13 protein-coding genes and 1 pseudogene are annotated in these 15,869 nt (G+C 43.8%); all 14 read left to right on the top strand.

Annotated elements, in window-relative coordinates; all coding sequences use genetic code 11:
• The first annotated feature begins 55 nt into the window (after positions 1-55).
• The 14 genes and pseudogenes from BQ2657_RS09710 (at position 56) to BQ2657_RS09645 (ending at position 15,847) form a co-directional block, all read left to right on the top strand.
• Positions 56-1,642: an O-antigen ligase family protein gene (locus BQ2657_RS09710; protein WP_075580424.1), complete on the top strand. Its 1,587-nt coding sequence runs from the start codon at positions 56-58 to the stop codon at positions 1,640-1,642.
• The gene (locus BQ2657_RS09705; protein WP_075580423.1) at positions 1,629-3,131 is read left to right on the top strand and encodes an oligosaccharide flippase family protein; all 1,503 of its coding nucleotides are present in this window, start codon (positions 1,629-1,631) and stop codon (positions 3,129-3,131) included. Before BQ2657_RS09710 ends, BQ2657_RS09705 begins: the two co-directional genes overlap by 14 nt.
• Positions 3,132-3,331: 200 nt before the next feature.
• A complete protein-coding gene (locus tag BQ2657_RS09700; RefSeq protein WP_075580422.1) occupies positions 3,332-4,636 on the top strand; it encodes an ISLre2 family transposase in 1,305 nt (434 codons plus the stop codon).
• Positions 4,637-4,989: 353 nt separating this feature from the next.
• The gene (locus BQ2657_RS09695; protein WP_075580421.1) at positions 4,990-5,946 is read left to right on the top strand and encodes a Kiwa anti-phage protein KwaB-like domain-containing protein; all 957 of its coding nucleotides are present in this window, start codon (positions 4,990-4,992) and stop codon (positions 5,944-5,946) included.
• Positions 5,947-6,092: 146 nt separating this feature from the next.
• The gene (locus BQ2657_RS09690) at positions 6,093-6,527 is read left to right on the top strand and encodes a hypothetical protein (RefSeq protein ID WP_143224870.1); all 435 of its coding nucleotides are present in this window, start codon (positions 6,093-6,095) and stop codon (positions 6,525-6,527) included.
• 23 nt (positions 6,528-6,550) lie between these two features.
• Complete coding sequence (locus tag BQ2657_RS13730; RefSeq protein ID WP_075580419.1) at positions 6,551-6,817, top strand: acyltransferase family protein; 267 nt, start codon at positions 6,551-6,553, stop codon at positions 6,815-6,817.
• Positions 6,818-6,955: 138 nt separating this feature from the next.
• Positions 6,956-7,585: a hypothetical protein gene (locus BQ2657_RS09680; RefSeq protein ID WP_075580418.1), complete on the top strand. Its 630-nt coding sequence runs from the start codon at positions 6,956-6,958 to the stop codon at positions 7,583-7,585.
• Positions 7,575-8,246: an acyltransferase family protein gene (locus BQ2657_RS09675; protein WP_075580417.1), complete on the top strand. Its 672-nt coding sequence runs from the start codon at positions 7,575-7,577 to the stop codon at positions 8,244-8,246. The genes BQ2657_RS09680 and BQ2657_RS09675 overlap by 11 nt, the downstream gene beginning before the upstream one ends.
• Positions 8,243-8,665 carry a hypothetical protein gene (locus BQ2657_RS09670; RefSeq protein WP_075580416.1) on the top strand — a complete coding sequence of 141 codons (423 nt, stop codon included), beginning with the start codon at positions 8,243-8,245 and terminating at the stop codon, positions 8,663-8,665. The genes BQ2657_RS09675 and BQ2657_RS09670 overlap by 4 nt, the downstream gene beginning before the upstream one ends.
• Before the next feature lie 320 nt (positions 8,666-8,985).
• Entirely contained in the window at positions 8,986-9,861 is an 876-nt protein-coding gene (gene galU, locus BQ2657_RS09665; protein ID WP_075580415.1) for a UTP--glucose-1-phosphate uridylyltransferase GalU, read from the top strand.
• Between the two features lie 136 nt (positions 9,862-9,997).
• Positions 9,998-10,270 (top strand): annotated as a pseudogene (locus BQ2657_RS09660) (type II toxin-antitoxin system RelE/ParE family toxin); the annotation flags it as partial.
• Positions 10,271-10,285: 15 nt separating this feature from the next.
• Positions 10,286-11,338 carry a helix-turn-helix domain-containing protein gene (locus tag BQ2657_RS09655; RefSeq protein WP_075580413.1) on the top strand — a complete coding sequence of 351 codons (1,053 nt, stop codon included), beginning with the start codon at positions 10,286-10,288 and terminating at the stop codon, positions 11,336-11,338.
• A 494-nt stretch (positions 11,339-11,832) separates the two neighbouring features.
• Positions 11,833-12,207, top strand: a complete 375-nt coding sequence (locus BQ2657_RS09650; protein WP_075580412.1) for a desulfoferrodoxin family protein — start codon at positions 11,833-11,835, stop codon at positions 12,205-12,207.
• Positions 12,208-12,769: 562 nt separating this feature from the next.
• Entirely contained in the window at positions 12,770-15,847 is a 3,078-nt protein-coding gene (locus BQ2657_RS09645) for an autotransporter outer membrane beta-barrel domain-containing protein (RefSeq protein WP_222704326.1), read from the top strand.
• Positions 15,848-15,869 lie beyond the last annotated feature (22 nt).

Here is a 15,869-nt window from a genome sequence, read left to right as displayed (position 1 = left end):
GTGCTTTGATAGACTTGGAGAAAAATGATAAGTGAATTAAAAGAAAGAGGATACCATGCCCATAGTATTACGAAATAAATTGTTCTTTGTTATAGTTTTTTTTGTTATTTTTCCCAATGTACCACATCTGTTGCAAGCCAATTTTATTGGTGCTTTCTTGGGAAAGGACTTGAGTTTTTACCCTATTTTAGTAGGGGTACTTTATTCCGTCTATACGTTATATAAAGGGAAAAAAATTCTAATTCATATGGAAGAAAAAGTGCTTTTTCTCTATATTTTTGTTTATATGACAATACTAATAGTTTCTTTTTTACATGGATTAGCAGTTTATCCTTACTATGAAGCTATTCTATCTGGACCGGTAAATCAGGTCGAAAAATTACCAATGTTGCACAATTACTTAAATAAACTTGGGATAATAATAGAAGCTAAATCATTATTAAAGATTTGGATGATTGTCCGTCCTATTAAAGGTTTAATTCTAGAGATATTTTGGTATTTTACATTACCTTATCTGATTTTTTCTTGGTATAAAAATAAAGGACAGGAAGGGTATTCAATTTTAACGAAAGCAGTTTTTGCGGCTACAGTACTTGTCTGCGGCTATGGTATAATTGATTTTTTTTATTTATGTGGAAGCGATATTGCAGAGAATGTCTTACTCATATTAAACCCAATTGTTCACGATATAAAGTCCAATGGAACATGGTGGCCTCCACTCTTATGGAAGGGACAGTTGAGATCACTTTTTGCAGAGCCTTCTTATTATGGTATTTATTCAGCATTTGCTATGCCATTTCTATGGTATAAATTAATACAAAGTAAAAATGCAAAAAGCAAAATTGGATTTATCTTTCTTATCTTTATATTTACATATGGGCTCTTTTTAACAAAGGCAAGAACGGCAAATGTTCTTTTAGTAGGCGAGCAGATTCTTTTGATTCTGTTTTCCATATGGAATAGAAAAAAAACGTTTTTTAAGCAGACAATCCTTATTGTTATATGTTCTATTATAACTTTTATTATTGCAACGCTTTCGTTAAGTTTTATGCCTGGAAGTCCTAAAGGCAAATCCATGGGATATAGCAATAAAGGTAACTTGGAGATGGTTTCATACTTGGAAGATAATTTGGGCTCTTTAGCAGCAAGAAGTAAGAGAAGCAATGGGGCTCGGTTCTCTATCCTTGAAGCGAATATTGCCATAGGAAAAGCATATCCGCTATTGGGCGTTGGAAAGTCTTTAAGGAATGCATATATACCCGATTATTTATCAGAAGAAGGGAAAGCAAACTCTGAAGTACAATATTGGATGAAAAACCAAAAAGAAAAGGGAATCATGAAATCAGGGTTTCCAGCATTAGGTGAATATTCTTCACGGTTTGCAGAAACTGGGATTCTTGGCCTAGCAGTTTATTTATTCCCTTCTTTTTATTTGATAATGATGCTGTTAAAACGAATTAAATTAGCGAAGGAACAACAAGAGAAAGAACGATGTATCTTTTTCTTTATTTCTTTGGCAGGGATTATGGCTTCTGGATTGGGAGATACGTTGAATATTACTTGTTCTTACTGGATTCTCATGGGACTTGGCTATGCATTGATTTTATCCCCATATAAAAAGGAAAATCATGAACGAACGTAAAATAGGAATCTTACTCAGCTATCTGAATATCGCTTTCCATGCCATTGTAGGCTTCCTCTACGTCCCTATTCTCCTGCACTATATTGGAAAATCGGAATACGGCTTGTATCAACTGATCGGGTCCCTGATTGCTTATTTCAGCATCATGGATTTTGGTCTGACGGCTGCGGTTACCCGGTTTTATACCAAATACAAGACTTTGAAGGACAGGGTGGGGATGGAGAACATCCTGGCCATTTCTCTGTATGGGTATGGAGGGGCCACGGGACTTTCTCTTTTGGTTGGAGGTATCTGCTACTGGAACCTGGACAGCATCTTCGGGGCCAGTATGACTGCAGGGGAACTGCTGGAAGCCCGGCATATGTTCCTTTTGTTGCTGTTCAACATTGCAGTGAGCCTTTCCACCATGGTGTTCCGGTCGGTGATCAATGCCCATGAAAAGTTTCTGTTCCTGAAAGGCCTGGAAACGGTACAGCTGATTCTGCAGCCGGCGCTGGTGATTTTGATTCTCCAGAAGTATCCTACGGCTATGGCAGTAGCGGTGGCCCAGACGGTGCTGAATGTGGGGCTGATCCTGGCACGGATTTATTACAGCTTTGCTCGGCTGCACATTACCATTCAGTTCCATTACTGGAACCAGGAGCTGTTCCGTGATTTCAAGAAGTTGGCGTTAAGTGTTTTTGTGGTAACATTGATTGATCAGGTATTCTGGAAGACCAACCAGATTATCCTAGGGATTGTCCAGGGGACAGGGGCTGTGGCGGTTTATTCCATTGCTTCCCTGATTTACATGAACTACATGGCTCTGTCCACAGCCATTTCCGGGGTCTATCTGCCCCATATTACGGAGATGGTAGCACAGAGAAAGCCCATGGAAGAACTATCGGCTTTGTTTATCCAGATCGGTCGGTGGCAGTATTATCTTCTGGCGTTGGTAGCCACCGGCTTCATTATTTTCGGCCGGCAGTTTATCCAGTTGTGGGCTGGAAGCGGATTTGAAGATTCTTATTGGATCACCATTTTGATCATCTTGCCTTTTACCATCGACCTGATCCAGAACATCGGCCTGGCCATCCTCCAGGCTATGAACCGGTATGACTTCAGAGCAAAGATCTATTTCCTTACTGGTGTGTTGAACCTTGTACTGGCAATCCCTCTGGGGATGAAGTACGGCGGCATCGGGTGTGCCGTTGCCACCGGATTTTCCATGCTTATGGGGAATGGTGTGGTGATGAATTATTTCTATAAGAAATACATCGGCCTGGATATTCCTCAATTCTGGAAACAGATTGGACGGGTCAGTCTGAGTGTGGGGTTGTGTCTAGTTGTGGGGTATGGTGTGGATCATGTAATTCCCGGTACCGGAAAACTTCTCTTTCTTCTTAAAATTCTGGGGTATACGGTACTTTATGGGGTGATGGTGTATTTTACAGCCATGAGCCCGGAGGAGAAGGAGAAAATACGAGGGATGGGGAGAAGACTGGGGTAATTCCCCCTAGAATCTATTAAGCTAGTAGTTTCTTGCTTGATAAACTATCAGTATATTAGCCAACTATTCAATCAATTTATAATCTTAGTGTAAAATAGTTCTCGGTGAAATGAATAATCCCTTATTAACTTGCAAAAAGGAAGACCTTCATCCTATAGTATTAGTTACCACACCACTACAGATAGGAGAGAAGGTCTTCCATGGATTTCATTGTATCAGAATCCATCAACTTAATAAAGGGGTGTTCCAACGGGTTGGCACTGGAGAAGGAGGTCTGGCGGCGGGGAATCGAGCTCCAGTCCCAGGCCTTCGCCCGGGCTCTGGAGATTTACGATGCTGAGATGGCCAGGCAGTATGCGGGAAAACAGGAAGTACTGCGGATCGACCAGCGTACTGTGCTTTGCATGTTCGGGACGGTCACATTTTCCCGCCGTCTGGTCCGGCGCGAAGGCGGAAAGCCATTCTATCCTTTGGATAATATCCTGGGTCTGTCACCTTATCAACGGTATTCTCCGTTGCTCCTGTACTCAGTAACCAAAGTGGCAGCCGGCAGCGTCTATCGGGCTGCAGCTGAGGCAGTGAATACCCTGACTCCGCTGGATATCAGCCATCAGACAGTAGGCAGGATAGTCAGGACGGTGGGAGACAAGTACGCCCAGTACGAGGAATCCCAAGCCAACCCGGCCTTCTGCGGTGATGAACCATTGAATAAACCAAAATACCTGTTCATCGAGGGAGATGGTGTCCTGATGAAAGGGCAGGCAAAGGGCAGCGTGGAGGTACACCGGTTCCAGGTGGCGACTGGAGTGAAGCAGATTGGCAAGAGGCGGATCCTGACAGGGTTTCACGTTTTTGCCGGTTTCGACCGGAAGCATGTCCTGGAACTTTTGGAGGCCTATCTGGATAACCATTACGACCTGTCTCGATGCACCGTCTTGAGCAACAGTGACGGGGGCAGTGGGTATACGAAGGATGTGTTCGATAAACTGGCAGAAGGCAGCCAGCGTCACGAGCATTTCCGGGACCGGTACCATGTAAACGAGAAAATCCGTCAGCGGCTTGGGTGGGTCAGGAAGCGAGGTATGGTTGACTGTCTCCATCACAAGGTCTGGCAACACGACCTGGAGGGTGTCCACTGCTGCCTGGACATGCTGGAAGGAGAAGCCAGCACTGCCGAAGAGGAAGAGAACGTCAGGAAACTGTGGGCTTATTTGGAACGTAACTGGGAATGCCTGACTCCTTTGCCGCTGAGGGAGGGACTGGAAGACTGTCGGAAAGGGCTGGGGACTTGTGAAAGCAACCATCGGACGTATACCTATCGGATGAAGAAACAGGGACGGCGCTGGAGCTATAGAGGCGGCCTGGCAATGGTTTTTGTACGAGTATACGTCAATACCCCGGGAGCTGGGAGGGCAGGCCCAGGAGGAGTCGGCGGGATAACATCGACAGTGGTCGTTCCACGGGTGGAGCACGCGGGCGAGATCATTTGGCTTCCTGGTCCGTAGCCGCAGCCTTTGACCGTCAGGGCAAGGCGATAGGCTGTGAGCCTCCCGCCAGGGACGAACGGGTCTGCCCTCCCAGCGGAAGGGTGAGGTGCAAGTCAGTACGGGTATAGGAGGACTTTTCCCCTTTGGGAGGCCGGGACGGGTTTGCCTGGGACGAATCCCTACGTCGTCGACCTCGAAGCAACGATAAAAAATTTTTGACCCTATTTCTGAATAACTATACGGCAATGAAGGTTTCACCGAGAACTTGTTGACACATACATTTATAATCTATAGGAGGTTTAAAACTAGACTATGTGATATAATAACTAATGATGTAATCACATTACTTGTTCAATTTGATGGAGTAAACTATGGTATTTGATGTTAAACAAATTGAAAATTTAATATCAAGATTATCACAATTGGAGAATGTTTTAATTTTAGCAATAAAAGTTAATAGTTCAAAACGAAGGGGGAAAGACTATGCTTCTGAACAAATCATGTTAGATAGTACTGAACATATTACAGATTATTTAAATGATATTAAGGAGAACTATAGGAAAAAAGAGTATCTTTCTGTTGAACCTTATTTAGGTGATAAAAATGAAGATGCAATTTATTTTCTTGATATTAAAAGTCCATTAATACAAGAAGAATATGAGAAACTAATAAATGCTACTGTATCTTCGGATCATGAAAATGAAGATATTATATTTAATGGAGATGCTTTAATAGTTCAAGGTGAATTGATAAATCAGAATAATGATAATGAATGTCATTTAGTTAAATTGTTAACTTATAGAAAACCATATACTATACTTAAACATAAGTATAAAATTAATACTAGGAATATCCAAATTGGCAAAGAAACAACCTTTGAACCAATTAAAAATAAAGTAGTAAGTTTACCAATAAGCTTTGATATTTTAATTTATGATAATATACTTTATTTTTTAAACTTAAATGGAGAAAAATTTTTTAGCTTAGAAAGGTCCTTTCATAAAACTTGTGAGAATTGTATCAAAAAAATTAAAGAGACAAATATTATAAAGGATATTAATTTATTTCATGAAAGTGCTAGGAAAGGCCATAATCCTAGACGGTTTTTGTCATTTGATGAGGAAACTCTTGAAAATCTCAAGAATTTGGAAAAACGGAAAAAAATTGCACAAAGATTTAACATAAAATTATCAGATGATAAATTTTTGGTTGAAAACGATGATGATTGTACAAAGCTAATTAAGCTACTATGTAGAAAAGGAATGCTAGATCCTTTTACTGAAAATGCAATGGAAGTTTCAAGTGCTAAAAAATGGGACAATAAATAATGAATTTTTTATTTAAGGTAAGCATCTATTTTCTGTCGTATTTTATAGTCTGGATAAGCGTTATATTTATAGACTTGAAAAGCATCTTCATTGATAAAAATCTTACAACAACAACTGAATGGATATCATTAGGATGTATTCTTTTATTGACTATTATTTCATGGAAAATTATTAGTGGATTCATTAAGAGTACTACAAAATCACAACTAAGAACGTATCAGATTGATCGTGCTGAAGAGAAAAAGGATATCTCTGTTGAATTTATATTATCAACAGCATTACCTATGATATCATTCGATTTTACAATATGGTCACAAGTGGTTTTATTTTTAATTTTCTTTATTAGTATTGGGATTCTTAGTATTCGGCATAATATTTTTTGGATTAATATATATTTTGAAATTAAAGGATATCGAGTTTTTAATACGACGCTTTTAAATTACGAAAATAAAAAAATCCAAACTCTTGTCATATCGAAACAATACTTACCTAATTTTATTGGGACAGATATAGATTTAAAATCTATTAACAACCAATATTATATTCATATTTATCTTTCTAATGACAAAAGAAATTCCTAGAGGATAGGCTATCAATATAAAAAATGAAAAATATATCGCTAGAAAAATCAATAACTTTACAAAGAATTCAATGGATTGATATTGCCAAAGGGATTACCATTTTTTTCGTCATCATTGGTCATACTGCGCCTTTTGATATACTGGAACGGAATATGATTTTCTCCTTCCATATGCCGTTGTTCTTTATTTTGTCCGGCTATCATTTCAAGATTGCCCAGAATTGGGACGAAGCCAGAGAAAGATTTTGGAAAAATGTACGTCATTTATTGTTACCCTTGTTTCTTTTATAGTGCCTGAATTTATTGTTGCCGATGTTTCAGGGAAAGGAAATTTTCACAATATAGATAATAAAAAGGAACATAACTGCACTTTTCTGGAGTTCTGGGGTTACCTTTAAAGGACATCCGGGTCTAGGGATGCTCTGGTTCATGGTGTCTATGTTTTGTGGCTTTCAGATTATTAATGGTATAGGATTGCTGTTCCATGGAGAATATAGAGGATATCTGTATGCTTCATTGGTGTTTATCGGAATGTATCTTGGTATGACACAGAAGTGGCTGCCTCTAAATTTTGATGTGACTTTGGTTTGCGTATTTTTCCTCTATCTGGGAATGCTGTGGAAAAAACATCAAGACTTTCTGGAGAAATATTGCTGGTTTATTTTTGCAGCAGGTTCTGTATTTTGGAGCTTCTGTATCCAGAATCAATGGTATATCGAATTGGCTGCCCGCAGATATCCTCTGCTCTGGGTGGGAGTAGTAGAGGCAGTTGCAGGAACTTTTGCTGTGGCGGCTGTAAGTCGGGCTCTGGAAGGGAATGCTGCTGTCTGTAGATTTTTGAGCTTCATTGGTCGGAATACGATGATTATTTATGGAATTCACTATCTGGACAGATATTTACTTCCGAATAGAATCTATGATGCCCATTGGAAAATTGCCTGTGTTTATCGGATATTGATGGTTCTGGGAATTTTCTTGATAGTCTATTTGCTAAAAGAAATGATCTTCAAAAAAGTGATAAGAAAGATAAAAGTAAGATGGTGTAGAGATGAAAAATAGACAGTGTTCGATAGATTTAATCCGTACTTTGGCAATGATTTTGGTCATTATTGTACATACGAAATCATACTTCTTTTCTAATACTATCTATTTCCCTATCTTTTCTGTATGGAAAGTTGCTGGAACAATAGGAGTTCCGCTTTTTGTCATGTTAACAGGGTATCTGATGTTCAAAAGAAATTTTTCGGATACCGATTACTTAAAAAGATATATATACAGAAATTTTTTTCCTTTATTAATCGCTTTTCAGTTCTGGAATATTATATGGAATTTGTTGCGCTATACTTATGTATTTGATCCACCACAAAAATGGTCAGCTGTTGTGAAAGCGGCATTATTTATGGGAGATACCTTGTCTGCATTGTGGTATCTGCCAATGACGATTGCATTATATTTGGGTATGCCAATTCTTTCCATAGCATTTCACCAAATCCATGTATCTGCTTATCGTAAAATTATTGCTGTTGCACTGCTTTTCAGTGGAACGTTGATTCCTTCAGTTGCACCGATTCTTTTACTATTTGGGAAAAAGCTAGAAATCCATTCAGTCCTCCGTATGAACATCTTTGGAGCATCGGTCTGGGGCGAAAGTGTATGGATGATTTACCTTTTAGCAGGGTACTATATTTCTCAAAGCGGATTAAAAAAATCAGTAGCATGAAGCTTGGTTTGCTGGGTGTGGGAGTGCCATTTGGTGTAATGTACTTCATCGAAATGACAAAGCACAGTGTACAGCATTATGATTTTGTCTTGGTAGTGGTGCTCTCTATTTCTGTTTTTGAGCTGTTAACAAGGACTGAAACATTTTTACAAAAGCACCCTGTAGGCTATTCTTTGATAGAAAAAATCAGCGAAATATCGTTTGCTATTTATATGATGCATGTATATGTTTGCGGGGCAATTGTCAAAGGGGTTGAAAAATTCATTCTAAAACACCCAATCACGCAGTTTCTGTCCTGGCAAGCGGATGTGTTTTTTTATTTAGTGTTCATATTGCTGTCGGTTTTCTTCATTGGATGTCTAGCTAAAATTATGGCACGGAATAGAATCGTTAAAAAATATTTGTTTCTCATGAAATGAAAGGCAAAAAGCAATAGAACTTGGTTAAAAACGTCATTACCAGCGTGATGAATAGTGTAGAGTGAAGAGAAAAGAGCGAAAGAGGTAGTCACTGGAACCAGACAGCTGGTCCCCTGGTTGAGGAAAAACAGGTCCGAGGCTTGGAGACAGGAGTGGGCTATCCGGTGGATGGCCCCTATAAAGATGGAAATCTTGACTATAGCTGACGCTGTGATCTGATTGGACGTTATAAGATGAAAAGTATCTTTTTGTTCTCAAAATATGCTACAATAAACAAAGCAAATGACATCACATAAAATTTGCCAAAAAGGAGTACCCTCATGCAAAAAGTACGTAAGGCTGTGATCCCGGCTGCTGGGTTTGGGACCCGGTTCCTGCCGGAGACCAAGGCCATGCCTAAAGAAATGCTGCCTCTGGTGGACAAGCCCACCATCCAGTATATTGTGGAAGAAATCCTTGACAGCGGGATCGAGGAGATCTTGATCATTTCCGGCCATGCCAAACGGGCCATCGAGGATCATTTCGATTCTTCTCCGGAACTGGAGCAGCATCTGCTGAAACAAGGGAAGCTGGAGCAGCTGAAGCAGATCCGGAAGATCTCGGATGTGAAGATCCACTATACCCGCCAGGCGTACCAGCGGGGGCTGGGGGATGCCATCCTCTGTGCCAAGGATTTCATCGATGGGGAGCCTTTCGGGGTAATCCTGGGGGATGATGTGGTCTATACGGGAACGGAGGAACCGGCTCTGAAGCAGCTGATGGACCAGTATGATAAGACTGGGGGAACGGTGATCGGCTGCCAGGTGGTGGCTCCGGAAAAGGTATCGGCCTACGGGATCATCGACGGGAAGCCTACTGGGGATCAAAACTTACTCCAGGTGAAGGATATGGTGGAAAAGCCCAAGCTCAGCGAGGCGCCCAGCCGGTTTGCGGCTTTGGGGCGGTATGTGATCACGCCGGAAGTGTTCGAGATCCTGGAAGAGACCCGGCCGGGAAAAGGCGGGGAGATCCAGCTGACCGATGCTCTGCGGGTGATGGCTCACCAGGGCAATGTATATGCCTACAATTTCCAGGGGAAGCGGTATGATACCGGGGACAAGCTGGGATATCTGAAGGCGGTGGTGGAATTCGCCTTACGGAGAGATGACCTGGGCCCGGCGTTCCGGGAGTATTTGAAGAAGCTGGGAAAAGAGTAAAGAGAATCTAGACGGTTAGAGGGGAAGCCATCGAAAATGGCTTCCCCTCTTGCTTATTACGGTAAAATATGATAGAGTTAAAATTAACCTTAGAGGTAAATGAAGTGAGGCGTTTGATGTCCGGTATAAAAACAAGGAACTGCAGAAAATATGCACAGATGCGGAGACAGCTCGGGCTTCTTATGGCAAGGAAATGGCGCGGCAAATCCATTTTAGAATCGATCAGCTGAAGGCAGCAGAGTCGGTACAGAAACTGATATCAGGACGGATTGGACGATGTCATCGGTTGGAGGGAAAACGGCAGGGTGAATATGCCATGGATTTGCAGCAGCCATATCGATTGATTTTTAGAGAATTAGGAACAGGGATTCAAATAGTGATGGTCTTGGAAATTATGGATTACCACTGAAAGGGGGCGGAAATCATGTTGGAGGAAAGCAGACATTATATTGCAACGCCACCAGGAGCTACAATCAAGGAACAGCTTGTGGATCGGGGAATGACTCAAAAAGAGTTTGCTATCCGGATGGGGATGTCGGAAAAGCATATCAGCAAGCTAATCAATGGAGACGTGCATTTAACTCCGGACGTGGCTGAACGGCTGGAATTGGTCCTGGGGATTCCTGCTTCTTTCTGGAATAGACTGGAAGCTATTTATCAGGAGAAACTGGTAAAGGTCAGAAGAGACACAGAGCTGGAGCAGGAAGAAAGTGTTGCAAAGAGATATCCTTATAAGGATATCTGCAGGTGGCTGGGGCATGAACCTTCCCGTAAAAAAGAGCAGGAAGTCATTGACCTTTGCCGCTTCTTTGAAGTAAGTCGTTTACAGGTTTTAGAGAACCAGGCTCTAATACCTATTGCCTGCCGAAAAATGGGTGATACGGAGAAAAGCCATTATATTCTTTTATCTTTGGCTCAGTTGGCCAAACGACAAGCACGGGACATGGACGTGGCTGCTTTCTGCAAAGAAAAAATGGAAAAGGTTATAACAGAAATTCGCAGACTCACAGCTAAGATAAGTCTGGATTTTAAAGAACAACTTATTCATGTGTTTGGAGGCTGTGGTGTGGCATTGTTTTTTTTGCCAGAAGTAAGCGGCTCCTTCCTTCATGGAATCACTTTTGAGGGAGAAAACCATAAAGTCGTCCTGGGGATTGGTTTGCGGGGCAAAGATGCAGATCGTTTCTGGTTCAGTCTTTTTCATGAAATTGCCCATATTTTGTTGGGCCATATTTATCAGGAAAAAGGTATTTCTGAAGAGGATGAAGCCAGTGCCAATGCCATGGCCGCTGATTTACTAATTCCGAGGGAGTCAATTAGAAAGTTTTATAACGAAAGATTATTTTCTATTGAAAAAATAAAGAAATTTGCTGAGGAACAGGGAATTGGAGCAGGAATTGTAATTGGCAGGTTGCAGCATGACGGAATGATACCTTTTCACATGTATAATCAGTATAAGAGTAAATACGGAGTTTAATTGGATAGGAGAGTGCGGCCCACACGGGCCGCACTCTGCAGGACGATGACCAGGCGGTGAACATCGTTGTTATCATCTGTTCGACGGAGACGGAGTAGGGGCTACCCGCAGGGGAGCCCATCCCGGCCTCCGTAAGCGGCAATTGGCCAGTTTTATAGTGAGCGCCTCTTTTCTATTAAGAAAATAAAAGAATTCGCGCATCGGCAAGGAATTGGAATTGTAGTTGGCAGGCTGCAGACGGAATGATTTCTTTTCGGACTTATAATCAGTATAAGAGCAAATAGGGAGCTTGATCGATTAAGCGGGCCATTGGGGAGAATGATGGCGCCCAGCCGGTTTGTGGCTTTGGGGCGGTATGTGATCATGCCGGAAGTGTTCGGGATCCTTCCTCCTCTTCCTTATTCTTCTTTTTTATGATATGATGGAGTTGTCTGAAAAGAATGTTGAACAGAAGGTTGACCAACAAGTGTTTTTTTCTGCGAGGAGGCTTATTCATGGAACAAAAATTCTACAAATGTGCTCATTGTGGTAAGATCATTGCTGTTGTCAAGGAAACCGGCGTGCCGGTGATGTGCTGCGGGCAGAAGATGGATGAACTGGTGCCCAACACCACGGATGCTGCCCAGGAAAAACATGTGCCGGTGATTGAAGTTTCTGGCAATATCGTAACGGTGACCGTTGGTTCCGTGCTCCATCCTATGCAGCCGGAACATTACATTGAATGGATCTCCCTGCACACCAAAGAGGGGAACCAGAGAAAGGAACTGAAGCCGGGAGATGCTCCCAAGGCTGTGTTCGCCCTGGTGGATGGGGATGAAGTGGAATCCGCCTATGCCTACTGCAACCTCCACGGGCTGTGGAAGAAGTAAGAAAGGCGGTCAACGGTCAGCTGTCAATGGGCAGCGGCCGATGGAAGCCAGCCTAGCTGGTTTTGCTTGAAAGAAAAAAGAAAAGGCTGTGGAAGCTGCTGTGCGTTGTTTGCCGGCAGCTTGCCACAGCTTTTTTTACGTTCAAGATCTGGAAGCCGGGCCGACTGGGCGGGACTGCTGCACAAGCTAAGAAAAAATTATGAAAAAATTTTATGCTTATCATAGAATATACAAATGTAACAATTAGGCAATATATTTTGATTATATTGGATATAGACACTATTTGGTGTAACGAATACGTAATTTTTTTACGGAATGTCCACTCAAGATGAATTTATACAAATTGACTATGCATTTAAACATCATGCAAATTATATGTTTCACGTTGCATTGTGATAAAAATAAGTATATAATAGTCCGCGAAGAAAGGATACAAGACAAAAATGCAGCCACTTATCCAGCTTGGATTCAATACATAAGTGTATAAGATTTGCTGTAAGGAAGCCATCTGCCGGCTTCTTTTTGTTTTGGAGAAAAATAAAAAAGAAAGGTTTTGATGAGGATGAAAAGCAAGAAACAGCTGACTCTGGCCTTGGCCCTGACTCTGGCACTGGGGGGAAGTGTGCCGGTGTGGGCGGAGCATATCCAGGATAAGACGCTGACCAAAGGAGACTGGACGCTGGGAGAAGAACTCTACATGGAAAAGAGCCATATCACAGCGGATCGGGTTTCCCTGGATGGCAGCAGTATCCCAGCAGCCAATGATCCCGTAATGATCGTTAAGTCTTCTCTGGAAGGGGAAAAGGGCATCCAGATTTCCAACCTTACCGTTAAATCTTCCTTGGCTTCAACCGAGGGCGTCAATTTACAAAGCTCCACCTTGGCTGCCCCGACTATTTCCATCAGCGGGCTTACTTCCAGTAAAGACAGCCAGGCACGTTCTTTCTATGGCCTATTCTCGGAACCGGTGGAAGATTATGCCACTCACCAAATGGTCCAAAATAATCTGAAAGCGGATTGGCTCCATGTGGATGGCGTAACCACCGATACGGCGCTTTCGCTCTATGGGGCTATGCTTCAGGCTGTCAACCTGACTCCCTATACAGAGGGCGGCAAGACCAATGTGACCGTTGAGAACGTTGCCAATACCACGGACAGCCCGGATGGGACACTTGCTTTTGGCCTGGGAAACGTCCTGGGAATGATAAACCTTGACAATCCTGAACAGAGCAAAGATCTCCCCTTTGTGGTCACCGGGAAAACCCAGATCCGGAACATTTCTTCCACCAAAGGGTCGGCTGTGGGGGCTGTCCTGTATGGAGTTTCTGGATTTGACATGGATGACAGCCACACGGATTTCCATGATCTGGAAATCTCGGATATCCATGGCGGGGATCTGTCCGTAGGTCTCTATGGGGGCGTGGGTATTGTCAATGTAGAGAATGCAGATATCAACATGACGGGGAAAGAGAATGAGTATGCTGGGTCCTATACCGCCTCTGTCCCAGATTACCAGGCGGCAGACCTGCACCAGTTCGCCATTGCAGGACCCATGTTGGGAAAGATTAATTTCAATGATCCCGATGGGAATTATACCATCAATGGCAATGTGATCGCAGACGCAGGGAATCAGCTGCATATTGATGAAGCATACTATCAATATTATAAAAGTCAATTGGATGATCCTGACATAAACGAGGGTCAAAAAGAATATGTAGAAGCTTATCTAAAAGGGTTGGAGACAACCATTCAAACCATCAAAGACCGTCAATATGGGAGCATCAACCTGGCTGGCCATCTGAAACTGTATGGGGATGTCTATGCCAAAGATGGAGGCACCGTGAATCTCCATCTCCAGGACGGCAGCTATTTTGAAGGCCAGGCTGATGATTATGCGGACTTTGACGCTGCCGGGCAGCTGACTCCCCGCCAGGTGGATGTGTCTTCTGATTTGAATAAATCCGCGCTGGGCCATCTGTACGGTTGGAAAAATCAGGCAGACGAGGCTTATGCCAGGTACGGCGTCTCCCGCTTGAATGCCGGTACCATCAACCTGACCATGGACCCCGGCAGCAAATGGCAGACCCGGGGCAAGAGCTTCATTACCTCGCTGGACTTCAACCATGGGGGGCTGGTGGATACCCGGAAGGGACACGGGGTATCCGTTTCCATCGGCAAGCTCACTGGGGAGGGAGGCACCTTCCTCATGGACTTATCCAAAGATGCGGATAAATCCGACATGCTCTATGTAAGGGATTTGAGCCAGTCCGGGGTCCAGCACATCCAGGCCTATCTCCAGCCGGATACCAAAGTGGAAGAACTGAAGGGCATCCGCTTTGCCACCACCGGCGGGGATGATTACAAACGGGATCCGGCCGCCAAATTCGATGTGAGCCTGGCCAAGGATCAGGGCATCAACAACGTTACCTTAAAAGTGAAGAACGAGAAGTTCAATCCGGAGGATACCGCTGCCAATGAAAAATTCAACGGGGGCAAAAATGGTATGGGCACCTACAAGCCCGGCAACGACTATGTAACGGCGACTTTTTCCGGTAAAGGGTTTACCAAGGAAGTCCCGGATCAGGAAAAGATCATGACGGATGCCATGGCTGGGAAGCAGACCACCGATGATGCAGGGAATCTCCTGCCGGAATACCTGAAGACCGAAACCATTGAAAACCCGGTGAAAGAAGGGACCAACTGGTTCGTGGATGAAGCGGTGGTCACGCCTTCCAACAATGCCAAAATCATCAAGAAATCCATGCAGCTGAACTATATGAACGCCATTTACGGAGTCTATACGGACAACCTGGAAAAACGGCTGGGCGAAGCCCGCTACAGCGGAGACGGGGACGGCATGTGGGCCCGGATCCGTCACGACCGGGTGGGCCGGGATTCCCTCTACGAAGCCAACAACACCATGACGGAACTGGGCTTCGACTGGCGGAATGACCGGACGAAATTCGGACGGCACATCCAAGGGGCTGCCCTGGACTATATGGATGGCTCTGCAGATTACAAAGAAGTCACCGGACGCAGCGACAGCAAGCGGTACGGATTGTGGTTCTACGATACCCGCCTGGGGGACAAGGGCCATTATACGGACATTGTAGCCAAATACGGCCGGCTGCAGAATGAATACACCCTGTATCCGGAAATGGGCGGCCCGGTGAAGGGGGACTACCACAATGATTACTGGTCCCTGAGCTTCGAATACGGCCGGAAGAAGCCGTTGGCTTCCAACTGGTTCATCGAACCTCAAGCCCAGCTCCAGTACACCTACTTGGGAAGTACGGATTACCGGACCAGCCAGGGGACCCAGGTGGATCTGGCCGGTACGGACAGCCTGATCAGCCGGCTGGGATTCCGGCTGGGGAAAGATGTCAGCGACCGGACCAACTTCTATATCACCGGGGACTTCTTCCATGAATTCCTGGGGAACCAGGATGTGAGTGCTTGGGACCGGACCGGGCGCATGGATGTCACCGGTCACAACGACGGCAGCTGGTACAATGCCGGCCTGGGCTTCACCACTCGGGTAGGGAAGAACTCTTACGCCTATGCCAGCTTCGATCGGTCCTTCGGGCCCCATGTGGATCGGACCTGGACCCTGGAAGCCGGCGTGAACTGCCGGTTCTGATGGAAAAAACGATACAATGACG

It is taken from the genome of Acidaminococcus massiliensis, from assembly GCF_900095825.1.
GTDB classification, from domain to species: Bacteria; Bacillota; Negativicutes; order Acidaminococcales; family Acidaminococcaceae; genus Acidaminococcus; species Acidaminococcus massiliensis.
Note: the sequence above shows the minus strand (reverse complement) of the source record. Positions and strands in the feature narration are given on the sequence as shown.